The 13,398-nt window shown below is 66.1% G+C and carries 16 protein-coding genes and 1 tRNA gene; 7 read left to right on the plus strand and 10 right to left on the minus strand.

The genetic code is table 11. The features are described from left to right. Nucleotides 1-4: 4 nt before the first annotated feature. The gene (locus KBZ13_RS03425) at nt 5-493 is read right to left on the minus strand and encodes a GNAT family N-acetyltransferase (protein WP_255006287.1); all 489 of its coding nucleotides are present in this window, start codon (nt 491-493) and stop codon (nt 5-7) included. Between the two features lie 68 nt (nt 494-561). Between KBZ13_RS03425 and KBZ13_RS03430 the strand changes: the two genes are divergently transcribed. Further along, nucleotides 562-1,386, plus strand: coding sequence for an alpha/beta fold hydrolase (locus KBZ13_RS03430; RefSeq protein ID WP_255006289.1), 825 nt, complete (start codon nt 562-564; stop codon nt 1,384-1,386). Here the strand turns inward: KBZ13_RS03430 and KBZ13_RS03435 are convergent. Beyond that, nucleotides 1,338-3,137 (minus strand): ABC transporter ATP-binding protein, encoded by a 1,800-nt coding sequence (locus KBZ13_RS03435; RefSeq protein WP_255006291.1) that lies wholly within the window; start codon nt 3,135-3,137, stop codon nt 1,338-1,340. The two genes, KBZ13_RS03430 and KBZ13_RS03435, sit on opposite strands and share 49 nt — an antisense overlap. Nucleotides 3,138-3,142: 5 nt before the next feature. Further along, nucleotides 3,143-3,793 (minus strand): ATP phosphoribosyltransferase, encoded by a 651-nt coding sequence (gene hisG / locus KBZ13_RS03440; RefSeq protein WP_255006296.1) that lies wholly within the window; start codon nt 3,791-3,793, stop codon nt 3,143-3,145. 77 nt (nt 3,794-3,870) lie between these two features. Between hisG and gloB the strand changes: the two genes are divergently transcribed. The 4 genes from gloB (at nt 3,871) to KBZ13_RS03460 (ending at nt 6,965) form a co-directional block, all read left to right on the plus strand. Further along, the gene (gloB, locus tag KBZ13_RS03445) at nt 3,871-4,629 is read left to right on the plus strand and encodes a hydroxyacylglutathione hydrolase (RefSeq protein ID WP_255006305.1); all 759 of its coding nucleotides are present in this window, start codon (nt 3,871-3,873) and stop codon (nt 4,627-4,629) included. A 175-nt stretch (nt 4,630-4,804) separates the two neighbouring features. After that, entirely contained in the window at nt 4,805-5,764 is a 960-nt protein-coding gene (locus KBZ13_RS03450; protein WP_255006307.1) for an orange carotenoid-binding protein, read from the plus strand. An 8-nt stretch (nt 5,765-5,772) separates the two neighbouring features. After that, entirely contained in the window at nt 5,773-6,624 is an 852-nt protein-coding gene (locus tag KBZ13_RS03455; protein WP_255006309.1) for a fatty acid desaturase, read from the plus strand. 23 nt (nt 6,625-6,647) lie between these two features. Then, a complete protein-coding gene (locus KBZ13_RS03460) occupies nt 6,648-6,965 on the plus strand; it encodes a hypothetical protein (RefSeq protein WP_255006310.1) in 318 nt (105 codons plus the stop codon). Nucleotides 6,966-7,006: 41 nt separating this feature from the next. Here KBZ13_RS03460 and KBZ13_RS03465 read toward each other — a convergent pair whose 3' ends face one another. Next, nucleotides 7,007-8,092 carry an ABC transporter ATP-binding protein gene (locus KBZ13_RS03465; RefSeq protein ID WP_255007115.1) on the minus strand — a complete coding sequence of 362 codons (1,086 nt, stop codon included), beginning with the start codon at nt 8,090-8,092 and terminating at the stop codon, nt 7,007-7,009. A 98-nt stretch (nt 8,093-8,190) separates the two neighbouring features. Between KBZ13_RS03465 and KBZ13_RS03470 the strand changes: the two genes are divergently transcribed. Then, on the plus strand, nt 8,191-8,592 hold the full coding sequence (locus KBZ13_RS03470; RefSeq protein ID WP_255006317.1) for a Rid family detoxifying hydrolase: 402 nt from the start codon (nt 8,191-8,193) through the stop codon (nt 8,590-8,592). Nucleotides 8,593-8,629: 37 nt separating this feature from the next. Here KBZ13_RS03470 and KBZ13_RS03475 read toward each other — a convergent pair whose 3' ends face one another. The 4 genes from KBZ13_RS03475 to KBZ13_RS03490 form a co-directional block, all read right to left on the minus strand. Then, entirely contained in the window at nt 8,630-9,562 is a 933-nt protein-coding gene (locus KBZ13_RS03475) for a M48 family metallopeptidase (protein WP_255006318.1), read from the minus strand. A gap of 76 nt (nt 9,563-9,638) precedes the next feature. Next, entirely contained in the window at nt 9,639-10,082 is a 444-nt protein-coding gene (locus tag KBZ13_RS03480) for a methyltransferase family protein (RefSeq protein ID WP_255006319.1), read from the minus strand. Between the two features lie 223 nt (nt 10,083-10,305). Further along, nucleotides 10,306-10,884: a hypothetical protein gene (locus tag KBZ13_RS03485; RefSeq protein ID WP_255006320.1), complete on the minus strand. Its 579-nt coding sequence runs from the start codon at nt 10,882-10,884 to the stop codon at nt 10,306-10,308. Between the two features lie 70 nt (nt 10,885-10,954). Then, entirely contained in the window at nt 10,955-11,203 is a 249-nt protein-coding gene (locus tag KBZ13_RS03490; protein WP_255006321.1) for a hypothetical protein, read from the minus strand. Between the two features lie 592 nt (nt 11,204-11,795). On the opposite strand from KBZ13_RS03490, the gene KBZ13_RS03495 reads away from it, so the two are divergent. Further along, nucleotides 11,796-11,869: transfer RNA gene (locus tag KBZ13_RS03495), tRNA-Pro, on the plus strand. 107 nt (nt 11,870-11,976) lie between these two features. Here KBZ13_RS03495 and KBZ13_RS03500 read toward each other — a convergent pair. After that, a complete protein-coding gene (locus tag KBZ13_RS03500) occupies nt 11,977-12,153 on the minus strand; it encodes a hypothetical protein (protein WP_255006322.1) in 177 nt (58 codons plus the stop codon). Nucleotides 12,154-12,169: 16 nt separating this feature from the next. Next, nucleotides 12,170-13,366, minus strand: a complete 1,197-nt coding sequence (locus KBZ13_RS03505; protein WP_255006323.1) for a hypothetical protein — start codon at nt 13,364-13,366, stop codon at nt 12,170-12,172. Nucleotides 13,367-13,398: the final 32 nt, after the last annotated feature.

Consider the following 13,398-nt stretch of genomic DNA (forward strand, 5'->3'; position numbering starts at 1 on the left):
CTCGCTAGGGGGAATACCAGAAGGCGCAGCGGCGCTGCATCGGCTCCAGTTCCCAGCCCTGGTCGGCGTAGAACCCGACCACACCGGGATCGGCGAACAGGCTGACCCGCTCCACCTCCATGGCGCGCAACTGATCGAGCACGTAGACCATCAACTGCTTCCCCAGCCCTGCCCCCTGGTAGCGGGGGTGAACCGCCACATCCCAGACCGTGGCCTCGCTTACCCCATCGCCCGTGCAGCGGGCAAAGCCCACCAGGCGGGGCACCCGGGCGTCGTGGCGCCAGAGGCCCACCCGCAGGAGGCTGTGCTCCAGGGCCTTGCGCACCCGGCGCAGGGGCCGGCGGCTCCAGCCCACCGCATCGCAGAGTTGCTCGAGTTCCACCAGATCGATCTCCCGGTCCAGGCTGAGCACGAGGGTCACCTGGGTGTTGGCCACCGGGCAGAGACGGTGTCCTTCGCCGTAGTGGGGGATCAGGGCGGGGTGGGAATCCAAACGGTCGGGGATCAGCGGTGAAGTGATGCAAGGAGACGATCCTGCCCGATCGCGCTGGTTTTGCTGCAGTGTGGAGATCCACGCCCCAGGCACCCCTGAGCCCCACCCCCGCCCGTCCTGACCCGTCGGCGCCCCTGCTGGTCTGCCTGCACGGCTGGTTGCTCTCCGGGCGGCTGTGGGAGCCCCTGGAGCAGGCCCTGACCCCCCGCTGGCCGGTCTGGGCGCCCGATCTGCCGGGCTTCGGCCAGCGACCCCGGCCCCGGCAACTCCAGCCCACCCTGGCCAGCTATGGCCGCTGGGTGGCCGAGGCCAGCCGCGCCGAGGCCAACGGGCGCAAGATTGTTCTGGTGGGTCATTCCCTGGGCGGCAGCGTCGCCCTCCACGCCGCCGCTGCCCTGGGCGATCAGCTGCTGGCTCTGGTGCAGATCGCCGCCGGTGGCGGGGTCTACCAGCCGAGGCCGTTCGCGCGCCTGCGGCAGGGCGGATCCGCCTTCCTGCGGTTGCGCCCCCGCTGGCTGGCTGGCCTGCCCGGCACCGACGCCATCCGCAGCCCCCTGGTGGCCGATCTGCGGGCGGCCCGGGGGCTCCTGGCCTGCAGCACCAACCGCGGCGCCGTGCGCCAGCTGCCCGGGCTCACCGCCCGGCTGGGCGTGCCCAGTCTGTGGATCAGCGGCAGCCGAGATGGGGTGATGGAGCCCCGCTACGTGCGCCACCTGGCGGGCTATGCGCCCCTGCACTCGGTGGAGTTGCTCGAAGGGCTGGGCCATCTGCCCATGCGCCAGGATCCCCGCCAACTGGCCAGCCTGATCGAGCGCTGGCTGGAGTCTGTGCTGGACGAGCAAGCTCAGAGCCTGGCCAGTCCCCGCTCCTGGAGATCAGCCAACTGCGCGTAAAGCCCCCCGGCGGCCCGCAGCTGACGATGGGTGCCCTGCTCGATCAGGCGGCCACGCCGCAGGACCAGGATGCGATCGGCGGCTTCCACCGTGGCCAGCCGGTGGGCGATCACGATCGCGGTGCGCTGGGACAGCAGCGTGTCGAGGTCGTGCTGGAGGGTTGCCTCGGTGGAGGGATCCATGAAGGCCGTGGCCTCATCCATCACCAGCACCGAGGGGTTGCGGATCGCCACCCTTACGACTGAAAGCAACTGACGCTCGCCGGAGGAGAGGTTGCCTCCCCGCTCGCGCAGCTCCGTGGCCAGGCCGTCGGGCAGCCGTTCCAGCAGGCCCTCCAGCCCCAGTTCGTTGCAGAGCCGCAGCAGCTCGACGTCATCGATCGGCGCATCGAGGCGCAGGTTGTCGGCCACGCTGCCGCTGAACAGGAAGGTGTCCTGGAGCACCACCCCCAACCGCTGGCGCAGGGTGGCGATCGGCAGCTGGCGGATGTCGATGCCATCGAGCAGGATCCGCCCCCGCTGGGGTTCATAGAGCCGGCAGAGCAACCGGATCACCGTGGTCTTGCCCGAACCCGTGGGCCCTACCAGGGCCACGTGCTCACCGGCGGCGATGCGGAAGCTGAGGTCAGTGAGGATCGGATCGTCACTGCGGTAGGCGAACGAGACGTTCTCGAACACCACCTCCCCGGCGCTGGCGCGCTCGGCGCCTGAACGCACGGCGGCGGCACTGAGCTGGCCCACAGGAAGTTCAGCGATCTCGATCGGCTCCTCCATCAGCTCGTCGATGCGCTGGATCGCCGTGAGCCCCCCCTGGATCTGGGTGAAGCGTTCGGCCAACTGGCGCAGCGGGTCAAACAGCCGCTGGGAAAAAAGAATGAAGGTGGTGAGCGTGCCCAGGCCCATGGCCCCGCGATCCACCAGCAGGCCACCAAGGGCGAGCACCACGGCGATTGCCGCCAGGGCCACCCATTCGATCAGGGCCGAGATGGCGCTGTCATAAAAAATCGTGCCGTCCACCGCCTTGCGATAGAGCTGGGCGGTGCTGGCGAAGCGGTGACTGTTGGTGGCCTCGCGGCGGAACATCTGCACCACCTCCAGCCCCTGGAGGTTCTCCTGGAAGTCGGCGTTGAGCTGGCCGAGCTCCTCCCGCACCCGGTAGTTGGCCTTGCGGTAGCGGCCCTGCAGCCAGACGATCGCGAAGGTGACCGGCACCTGGATCGCCAGCAGCAAGGCCCCCAGGCGGTGCTCGATCGAGATCATCGTGAAGGCAATCACCAGCAGGGTCACCAGGTCGGCGAGCACGCCGATGGCGCCGCTGCCGAACACCTCCGCCAGGGCATCCACATCGCTGGTGAGCCGGGTGAGCAGCTTGCCCACCGGGGTGCGGTCGTGGAAGCGCAGCGAGAGGGCCAGGGCATGGGCGAACAGGTCATCGCGGATGCGGGCCGTAAGTCGCTGGCCTACCACCTGGATGTTGTAGGTCTGCACGCCCTGCAGGGCGAGGCGCACCATCACCGCCAGGAGCAGCAGCCCCACGAGGGTACGCAGGGCCTGGGGCACGCTCTGACCCGCCAGCCAGGCCATGGTGGGTTCATGGCGCAGGGCCGAGATCGCCTGACCCACCAGCAGGGGCTGGACGGCGGCCGCCAGGGCCACCGGAATCAGCAGCACCAGGGAAAGGGTGAGGCGGCGGCGCTCACGGCCGATGTAGGGGAGCAGCAGACGCAGCCGTTGGCGATCGCGGGAGGCCATCAGCGCTACGGGCCAGAAGGGGGGGAGCCCGCCGCGGCGACCCGGTCCACCAGGGCCTGCAGCGGACCAGCATCGAGCCGCAGGGCCAGGGGGTGCCCGATCAGCCGCGCCGTGCTGTGAAACAGCTCATCGATCGCCACCAATCCGTTCTCCTGAAGGGTGCGGCCCGTGGCCACCAGATCGACGATGGCCTCGGACATCCCCGTGATCGGTCCCAGCTCCACCGAGCCGGTGAGATGGATGAGCTCCACCGGCAGGTCGAGGTCGGCGAAGAAGGCCTCCGCGCAACGGGTGAACTTGCTGGCGACGCGGCAGTGGGGTGGCAGATCAGCCGCCCGGCTGTAGCCACTCGTGGCCTTGACCGCCACGGCCATGCGACAGCCACCGAAGCCCAGATCCACCAGCTGGGCCACGGGCAACGGATGCTCCTTGAGCACGTCGTAGCCCACCACGCCCAGCTGGGCCTGGCCATAGGCCACGTAGACGGCCACATCGGCGTTACGCACCAGCAGGGCGCGGGCACGGCCGCAGGTGCTGGGCACCCGCAGCTGGCGGTTGTCGGCATCGAGCAGGGCGCTGAAATCAAGACCGGCGGCGGCGAAACGCCGCACCGAATCCTTGAGAAGGGCGCCTTTGGCCAGGGCGACGGTGATCATGGTGTTGCACCGCAGCGTGGACTTTAACGATGGCCGCGACAACGCCCCCCCGCGAGACCCTGCCAGAAGCCGCAGGCATGGCTGCCGCCGACACCGTGGACCTGATCCCCGTTCTCGACGACAACTACGTGTTCGTCTGGCACGGGGGATCGGGCTCGAAGGCGGTGGTGGTGGATCCTGCCGTTGCCGAACCCGTGATCGCCTGGCTGGAGCAACGCCAGCTGGAACTGGTGGCCATCCTCCAGACTCACCACCACAGCGACCACATCGGCGGCACCCCGGGCCTGCTGGCCCGCTGGCCCGGCGCCGAGGTGTTCGCCGCCGGCGCGGACCGCGCCCGCATTCCCATCCAGACCCGCTCGGTGGCGGGCGGCGAGCGGTTCACGCTTCTGGGCCGCCCGGTGCAGGTGCTGGATGTGCCGGGCCACACCAGGGCCCACATCGCCTACTACCTGCCAGCTGTTCCAGGAACGGCGGCCCGGGGGGAGCTGTTCTGCGGCGACACCCTGTTCGTGGGGGGCTGCGGGCGCCTGTTTGAGGGCAGCCCGGCCCAGATGCAGCAGTCGTTGCAATCCCTGGCGGCCCTGCCGGCGGACACCCGGGTGTGGTGCGCCCACGAGTACACCGAAGGAAATTTCGCCTGGGCCGCGGCCGAACGGCCCCACGATCCGGCGCTGGGCGAGCGGCTGGAGGAGGTGCGGAAGCTGCGGGCCGCCGGGCGCTTCACGGTGCCCAGCAGCATCGGAGCGGAGCTGGCCACCAACCTCTTCCTGCGCGCCGCCGATGCCGCTGAGCTGGGGGCCCTGCGGGAGAGCAAGAACAACTGGCGCGGTTAGGGCCGAGGGGGCCCGGCAGGCCTCTGGCCACTCGGTGAGTGGATGCTTGCGCGGTTAAGATCTCAATAAGGCGGGATCCGAGCAAATCATAAGTTTTCAGACATCTAATCAGCTTCAATTACATCGAAGCTACTCTGTTAGAGTAGGTACATCTTTCATCCACTAACTGGGAGCCATGTCTTTCACCATCGATGCCGCCCGCAGCATTTTCCCGCAGACCCGCACGGCCGACATCGTTCCCAGTACCCTCGCGCGCTTCGACCAGCTCACGGTTGAAGATCAGCTTGCCCTGATCTGGTTTGCCTACAAGGAAATGGGCAAAACGATCACCGTGGCAGCCCTGGGGGCCGCAAGAATGCAGTTCGCCGAGCGCACCCTCAGCGAGCTTCGCGGGATGAGCTTTGCCGAGCAGACCAAGGTGATGTTTGACCTCGCCAATCACATCAACACGCCCATCAACCGAACCTACGCGCTCTGGTCCAACAACATCAAGCTGGGCTTCTGGTATGAGCTAGGGGTGTGGATGGAGCAGGGAATCGTTGCGCCCATTCCCGTGGGCTACCAGCTCTCCGCCAACGCCGCCGCCGTTCTCAGCACCATCAAGGGAATGGAGGCTGGTCAGCAGATCACGGTTCTTCGGAACATGGTTGTGGACATGGGTTATGACCCCAAGAAGATGGAGGGTGCCGAAACGATCAGCGAGCCACTCGTGAGCCCCACCGCTGCTTCCGAGCGCACTCAGGTTTCGATCGAGAATGTGGATAATCCCACCGTGATCGAATACATGAATCTTCTGAACGCCAATGACTTCGACAACCTGATCGAGCTGTTTCTTCCCGATGGAGCGCTTCAGCCGCCGTTCCAGAAGCCGATCATCGGCAGGGAGGCGGTGCTCAAGTTCTTCAAGCAGGATTGCCAGAATCTGGTGCTGGTTCCCACCAAGGGCGTCAGCGAGCCCGCCGATGGCGGCTTCACGCAGATCAAGGTCACGGGGAAAGTCCAGACGCCCTGGTTCGGAGCGGGTGTGGGCATGGATGTGGCCTGGAGATTCCTGCTGAATCCGGAGAACAAGATTTTCTTCGTGGCGATCGATCTGCTCGCTTCCCCCAAGGAACTGCTCAATCTGATCCGCTGATTGCACGCATGCCCTGTTCGAGCGCAACGCCGAGCCGAAGCGATCGATCGGGGCCCCTTCACCGGCAACAGAGCCCAGGCGGAGCCCTGTGTTCAGCGGGTGGGCCAGCTTCCACGGACCTGACCGGAGTCGTCCTGGCGGCTTTGATCATCGCCGGCTGGATCCTCAGTCTTGGCGGATGTCTGATCGAAGCCGAACACCTCCCGGCCATCGGGGTCGTGATCGCCCTGCTGTGTCGCACCTTTCTGCACACAGGCCTGTTCATCGTTGCCCATGATGCGATGCACGGCAGCCTCTTCCCAGGCAACAGGCGACTCAACCACGGAATCGGGCGGGTCGCCCTTGGGCTCTATGGCTGCCTCGACTACGACCTCTGCCTCACCAACCATCAGCGCCATCACGCCTCACCGGCAAGCCGCCAAGATCCCGACTATCACGATGGCCTTCGCTCCCATCCACTGAGCTGGTACATCAGATTCATGGGTGGGTATCTTTCCCCCCTGCAGATGACCCTCCTGGTCGGGCTCTGGGCGGGGGGCTGGATGACCCTCCGATCAACGGGCAGCGGATTGATCGCCTCCATCCTGCTGTTCTGGACCTTGCCCCTGCTGTTGAGCTCGGTTCAGCTCTTCCTGTTCGGAACCTACCTGCCCCACAGGGGAAGCTTGGGGACCACCTTGAAGACCCACGAGGTTCGGAGCTGGGCGCTTCCACCGCTGCTGTCGCTGCTGAGCTGTTATCACTTCGGCTATCACTGGGAGCACCATCGCTATCCACAGGTTCCCTGGCACCTGTTGCCACGGGTCCATGCAATCGAAACCTGCTCGCGTAAACGCCACGCGCAGCGCTACGATGACTGATTGACCTTGAAGGCAGGTAGATCGTGGAGGATGACTGGAGCGATGATGAGCAGGAAACCGCCAGAGTGGCCTTTGCCTTGGCCTACGAACGGGATCTGGCCGATCTGACGCGGAGCGTGCAGGAGTTGAGCAGCTCCATCGTCACTCTCGATCAGGTCTGGGGACTCCACGATTATCTCAGCACCAGGAGATATGAATTCGATGGAAAGTATGATTTCAAGCCATCTTCCCTGCTGTTCACATTCGCAGGCATGGTGAAAGATGGCCTGCTAGAGATCAGCGAACTGGAGGGTCTCGATCACAATAAGCTTGCCAAGATCACCGCTCTCTCGAGGATGTAGCTCCCAGCCGAACGAGCACCACGAAATGTACGCCCTTGGCGTTACGGCACAGCCGCCGATTCTGCCACGGGCCTGACGGCCACTCGCTCGGGAAACAACAGACCCAACGGCTCGCTTTTGAGCCGCAGCCGGCACCGCTGCCCCCGCTCCAGTTCGCTTTCCAGGGGTAGCCGCAGGCGCAGGCGCAGCGTGCCCACCTCCACCTGGTAGAGCCATTCGCGGCCCAGGAATTCCCGGCCCACCACCAGGGCTTCACCTGCGGGGTCGGCCGCCAGATCAAAGCCGCTGGGGCGAATCAGCACCTCCAGGGGCTCACCGGCCCTCGCCCGTTCGGCCCTGGGCTCGCCATCGGGCTCGAACACCCCAACGGCGGTGTGGATCCGCGTTCCCTCGCGCCGGGCCGGCACGAGGTTGCCCTGGAGGGCGAAGCCGCCCACGAAGGCGGTGGCGGGGTGCTCCACCAGCTCCCGGGGGCTGGCGCACTGCTGCAGCACTCCGGCCTGGAGCACGGCCACCCGGTCACAGATCGCCAGCGCCTCCTCCGGATCGTGGGTGACGATCAGGCCGCTGGCGCCGCAGCGGCTGAGCACCCCGGGCAGTTCGCCGCGCAGGCGCGTGCGCACCTCCACGTCCAGGTTCGAGAACGGTTCATCCAGCAGCACCAGGGACGGGGCCGGCGCCAGGGCCCGGGCGAGGGCCAGGCGCTGGCGCTGGCCGCCGGAGAGCTCATGGGGGTAACGGCGCTCGAGCCCCCTGAGCCCCAGCAACTCCAGCAGCCAGGCGGCACGGCTGCGGTCCTGATGGGGACGCAGGCCAAAGCAGGTGTTGCGCCAGGCATCGAGGTGGGGGAACAGGGCGTAGTCCTGGAAAACCATGCCCACACCGCGCCGCTCCGGCTCCAGCCAGCGGTGCGGTCCTGCCACTTCACGGCCCTCGATCCAGACGCTGCCGCGCTCTGGGCGCTCGAAGCCGGCGATCAGGCGCAAGAGCGTGGATTTGCCGCAACCGGAGGGGCCCAGCAGGCCCACCAGTTCGCCGGGCCGCAGCTGAAAATCGATCGCCGACAGGGTCCAGTCAGCGCCAGAGGCGCTGCTGCCGTAGCGGTGCCACAGATCCCGCAACTCCAGCTGGGGCGTGGCCGGAGTGCCTGGGGGCGTCGATGGTGGGGAATCGGTGCCGACGATGGGCGTCCGGCCATAAGCTCAGCGCCCCATCTTCACCCCCCATGGTTGCCGCCCCCGACCTCGAAGCGATCACCACGGCCCAGGCACCGGCCCCGGTGGGTCCCTACAACCAGGCGGTCAAGGCCGGGGGGTTGCTGTTCTGCTCCGGTCAGATCGCCCTCGATCCGCTCACCGGAGCGCTGGTTGGCGACGGCGATGTGGAAGCGGAAACGCGTCAGGTGCTGGCCAACCTGGCAGCGGTGCTGGCAGCGGCGGGCGCCTCGCCCCAGCAGGTGGTGCGCACCACCGTGTTCCTGGCGGATCTGGGGGACTTCGCCAAGGTGAACGCCCTCTACGCCGGCAGCTTTGGCGCGGGGGTGTCTCCGGCGCGGGCCTGCGTGCAGGTGGCCGCCCTGCCCAAGGGGGCGCGGGTGGAGATCGACGCCATCGCCGTGCTGGGCTGATGGGCCGCCCACGGCGCCAGAACCCATCGCAGCCCAGCTAGGGCAACGGGCCAGGCTCCGGCAGGGTGCGCACGGTGAGCAACTGATCGCCCGGATCCCAGCTCCAGCGCGGGGCTGTGGCCGTGCGCTCGCCACGGTTGGCCTGGGCCTTGCGCCAGGCGGCCAGATCCCGCTGCAAGGGGCCCTGGAGATAGGCCCTGGCGGCCGAAAGCCGGCGGCTGTAGCCGGGATGGGTTTCCAGGGGTGCCTCGGGGGCGTAGTCGGCGTCGAGCTGGGCACCGTTCTGCAGCTGCTGGACGCAGATCACCGGATCGTGGCCGGCGATGGCGGTCATCAGCATGGCGTTGCGATCGGCCGCCAGTTCCTGCTGCCGGGAGAGGCGGGCCAGGGCCCTGTGGCGCTGCTGCTCCGGCAGGTCCTTCCAGAGGCCATTGGCCGCCCGGGAGCTGAGGAACGCATGGCGGCGCAGGAAGTGGGTGAGTTCGTGGGCGACGACGCAGCGCAGGGCACCGGGGTCGTCTTCGTGGACCAGGAAGAACGATCGATCGAAGCTGATCAGACCGTGGGCGTAGGTGCGGGCACTGGCGGTGCCCAGCAGATAGGAGAGACGGTTGATCTGGCGATGGACCGGGGTTTCGGCCTCAGCGGGGGAGAGGTGGGCCCAGTGCTCGCAGGCGTCACCGCTCTCCTTCTCCTGCTTACTGGCCTTGCACAGGCCTGCCTTCTGGGCCCAGTAGGGGGCCGTCTCCCCGGCCTCAAGCGCGAAGCGGATGGGGGTCGTGCGGATGGCATTGGCGCGCAGCAGCTGATCAGTGACCGCCTGCAGCTGGCTCAGCTCCCGGGGCGGCTTCGGTTCCCCGCAGCCCGCCAGGGCCAAGGCACAGCCCAGGGCCACCAGCAGGACCCCACGGCGGTGGCTGGGGCCCGCCTTGAGCGGGGGGCCGACAGAAGCGGGTGACTGCGAATCCACAAGCTGTTCAACGGTCCATTGATTCTCCCCGCAACCAGGGCGATCCGTGCCGTGGACTGCCTGCAGCGGCCTCCGATCACGATCGGGGCGGTGAAGGGGATGCGCCTCTGACGGCCCTTAGGGGCCAAAGGAGGCCGGTGTGGAGACTCCAATGACGGTGGGCCTCGGGGAAGCGCTCCGCCAGGTGTCGATCTTCCACCCGTGCCTGGAGCCCCAGCGCCACCAGACAGAGGCCATAGATGCCGAAGGCCAACCAAGTGCCCGCGAGCAGCGCAAAGCCCAGATCCATCAGCGCATCGCCCAGGTACATCGGATGGCGCACCACGGAAAACAGGCCGCCACGGGTGAGCAGCGCCTCAGGGTGATCGAATCGACCCCGCCGCCGTTTGAGCAGCCCGTAATGCGTAAAGACCGTCCCTCCACCGATGAGCACCAGGATCTGGGCTGCGGGGATCGGAACGACTACGGCCGGCGGCACGTCCAGCAGGAACCGGGCAACACCACAGGCGATCAAGGCCATGGCCCCCAGCACCTTCAGCTTCCACCAGAGGGTGCCATGGTGGCAATGATCCAGCGGGGTCCCACCAGGAACCAGCGGAGGTTCCACTGCAGAGGTCCCATCCCAGGGATCCGACTCAGCCGAAACGTTCATGGACAAGCGAAGGGAGGGAGCGGCCCCAGAGCGACCTGATCGAGCGAGCGTCCGTGAACTCCGTGGCTCAGACCAATCAACCTGGCGATGCTCAACGTATCGGCGCCATCAGGTGCTGATAGGGAGTTCCAGGCCACATCACATAGGGCTTCGATGGATCTGGTTTGGGGCTACTGGGATAGGAAGCGTAGAAGCTGGGATCGGCACCGACCACCATGATGTGTGGGCCGGTCTTGATCCAGTGATTCGACGCCGTGGGTTTCTGGGCATGGGGATCGGTGTTACTGGCGTCGGTCCCGCCTGCGAGCATGTACATCAAGCCCACCTTCCCTCGAGCTGGTGCGGTCTGACTCACCCATGCCTGGACCCAGTCCAATGAAGGGCGATCCATGCACATCGGATCGGGCCCTGGCGTTGCGGGGTTGTCGGGCATGCAGGTGAAGCCGTTGGTACCCGCTCGAAGGGTCCGCATCTCACCCCCTTTCTTCATCACAACAATCGTGGCTCCCTTGGCAACGGCAAGCGGTGCCGCCGACATGGCACTCATGATCAAAGCCTTGTCCTGTTTTGATCCAACGTCTGCTGCTTTCCCAACAGCATGCTGAGTCGGCAGCAGAAGGGTTGCGACGAACAGAAGAAAAAGTCCGGTGATCCTGGCGAACTTATTCATGGGGAAGACCTGCAGATGATCCGCCAAGAGCCTCAGAATCCAAGCCGCTGAAGGGTGAACTGAATCGCAATCAGCCCGGCCAAGTGGGGAGGCCACCGCTGAGCAAGGTGCCGCGATGGCGCCAGAGCACTTCGGGCTTGATGCTGATCCCATGGGCCCCGGCGAGTTCAGCGGCCTCCTCGGTGGAATGGCTATGCCGAAGGGAGTTGGCAAAATCCCGGTTGCTGTGAGCCAACTCCCTGATCCGGTGCAGGGCATCCTGCGGATTGGTGAAGGCGTGCTCGGCGGTAGCGGAAGCAGAAGTGGAAACAGATGGCATGTGCGTGTTCATGGTGTACCTCTCCATCTACCACCAACGCTAGTGGGGTTCACTGGGACGGATCAGCCTTGGGTACGGACAATGAGTATTCATGCCCTCATAATTTTTATTTCCTCCGTCCGGATGGGTGACTCAACCAAGGATCAATCACAAAGAACCGTTGAGGTGAGAAGCCAGAGCGATGCGCTGGGCTGGCATCAAGGCTGGAACGAAATGTTCTTCGCAGACGAAGGCCTCTTGAAGCGAAGGGTGCTCCCGTCAGAGTTGCCAACCTGACGCTGGGTCATTCCATGGAGGCGACGCTGTAAGCCTCGCTCTGCCATCGGGCTCTCGCCCCAAGCAGCGTTGAGCCGGAGCAGCGGCTGCTCCGTATCGACCAGGACAGCCAGCACCGGGACACCTCCGTGGGCGATCTCCACTGGCTCGATGACGCGCAGCATGTCCTGGCTGCACCGCCACGCACCCCAAAGAAGCCCTGATTGGTGCCCGCGAAATCGGAGGGACCCCACTCCACCGCCCCAGAGCCTCGACTGCAGCTGATCTCAAGCCAGGCCAAGGGGAGTGGGGCATCTGGGCCCTATGGTGGGCTGATCGGGGCGTGGCGCAGCTTGGTAGCGCGGGTGCTTTGGGAGCACTAGGTCGCAGGTTCGAATCCTGTCGCCCCGACTGCAGTCATAACAAGGGCTCTCGGACATTCCGGGGGCCCTTCTTTATCGCCATTTCCGGCAGCGTGAGCGCAAAATGAGCGCAAACTCACCGCAGGTCCTCTCGGTTCAGATCGGCTCCTCGATCACCTCCCAGCCCTGCTGCCGGTACCAACGCGCGATCTGGTTCGCCATCCCAGGCGGCACATCGAACACCCGGTGATCGGGGGCCGGCGCCTCGGCGTTCTTCCCCCTTGAGTCCAGCCAACGGCGCTCACAGCGAATCCGAATCAGTCCGCATGTCACCGCAGGGCCGCAGCTCTCAACCGTTGCCACGGGGCCACAGCACCCCAGTGGTAGGCCTACCGCCACCACCGCCCCCGCCACTGCCCTGCAGTTGCTTGGCATAGAAGGGGTGCTGGCGCACTCCAGCGGCGCCGATCGCCACCATGCTCCAGTCCGTCAGGAAGTCCGGTGCAGCAGCCGGCCCCATCGCCAGGGGCTGCAACGGTGCCATCGGGCAAAAGCTCAACCGATCGGGCATCGTCGCCCACGGCAGCGAGCCCACCGTGCTCCAGCCCGCCAACGCCGCAGGCGTCCCGGTTGGCTGCAGGAACCAGAGATCGGTGGCACCGCTGTACGCCGCCGCCAGCTGGTAGAAGGTACCGCCACCGGCAGGAGAGGCGGCCCGGCCCAGGCGGCGCGGATCACTGATCTGGTTGCTGCCCAGCCAGAGACAATCCGGCAGCGCAACCCGTGGCTGGATGGTGCCAGGAGCGAACACACCGCTGGTGGTGGTCGCATACAACCCGCAGCCACGAATGAGTTGCTGTTCGCTGCCCGTTGGTGGCGGCGGAATCACAGACGACGCCACCATCGTGTTGTTGTTCCAGATGTAGCTGTTCTGCGAGTAGAACATGCCGACATAGGCGTTGGAGCGGTTGAAGAACACATTCCAGCCTGATGTTGCCGGTGACCTGAACAGAACCATCGTGTGGTTCTGCGTGTAGGTGTCCGCGCCGATCGGTGCGATCGAGTAGCAGAAGAACTCACGGCCTGGCGCCGTGTCCATCAGCACCAGCAGCATGGCGCCGTAATCAATCGCCGGCGATCCATCCGGCGCGTAATGGGACAGGCCCGCGTTGACGCTGAACAAGGTCGTCGCGAAGGTGCCGTAGCCGCCGTTGCTGCTGTCGTTGGTGTAGGCGCTCTCGAGGCCCAGTCTCAACAGAGCTGAGCTGGACGAGGCGCTATAGCCCTGGACTTTGCTGGTGTTGTAGAAGCTCAAGAGCACCGGATTGAGCGGATGGCCCAGGCGCCACACATACCCGTAGCTCGTTGCACCCGTTGCGGAGTTGTGATCCTTGACGATGGCCAGCGGGCAGTTGTTGCCGGCGTTGCCGTTCACCGCCGCCGCGAAGGCCGAGAAGGCCTCCGTCAGCTTCTGGCCTGGGTTGGCGGGCAGTGCGCTGGTCCAGTTCCAGGAGGCCCATTGCAGGGCTGAAGTGGCAAGGGCCATGGGGAAGAACTGCGCTGGGAGCTGGTAGTGGG

Source organism: Cyanobium sp. ATX 6F1 (genome assembly GCF_024346315.1).
In the GTDB taxonomy this organism is placed as follows: domain Bacteria; phylum Cyanobacteriota; class Cyanobacteriia; order PCC-6307; family Cyanobiaceae; genus ATX-6F1.

Coding starts and splice junctions, on each gene's coding strand:
- KBZ13_RS03485 (WP_255006320.1), bottom strand. CDS start 10,884: ATGAATAAGTTCGCCAGGATCACCGGACTTTTTCTTCTGTTCGTCGCA.
- KBZ13_RS03470 (WP_255006317.1), top strand. CDS start 8,191: ATGGTTGCCGCCCCCGACCTCGAAGCGATCACCACGGCCCAGGCACCG.
- KBZ13_RS03435 (WP_255006291.1), bottom strand. CDS start 3,137: ATGGCCTCCCGCGATCGCCAACGGCTGCGTCTGCTGCTCCCCTACATC.
- KBZ13_RS03505 (WP_255006323.1), bottom strand. CDS start 13,366: ATGGCCCTTGCCACTTCAGCCCTGCAATGGGCCTCCTGGAACTGGACC.
- gloB (WP_255006305.1), top strand. CDS start 3,871: ATGGCTGCCGCCGACACCGTGGACCTGATCCCCGTTCTCGACGACAAC.
- KBZ13_RS03480 (WP_255006319.1), bottom strand. CDS start 10,082: ATGGCCTTGATCGCCTGTGGTGTTGCCCGGTTCCTGCTGGACGTGCCG.
- KBZ13_RS03455 (WP_255006309.1), top strand. CDS start 5,773: ATGCCCTGTTCGAGCGCAACGCCGAGCCGAAGCGATCGATCGGGGCCC.
- KBZ13_RS03450 (WP_255006307.1), top strand. CDS start 4,805: ATGTCTTTCACCATCGATGCCGCCCGCAGCATTTTCCCGCAGACCCGC.
- KBZ13_RS03490 (WP_255006321.1), bottom strand. CDS start 11,203: ATGCCATCTGTTTCCACTTCTGCTTCCGCTACCGCCGAGCACGCCTTC.
- hisG (WP_255006296.1), bottom strand. CDS start 3,793: ATGATCACCGTCGCCCTGGCCAAAGGCGCCCTTCTCAAGGATTCGGTG.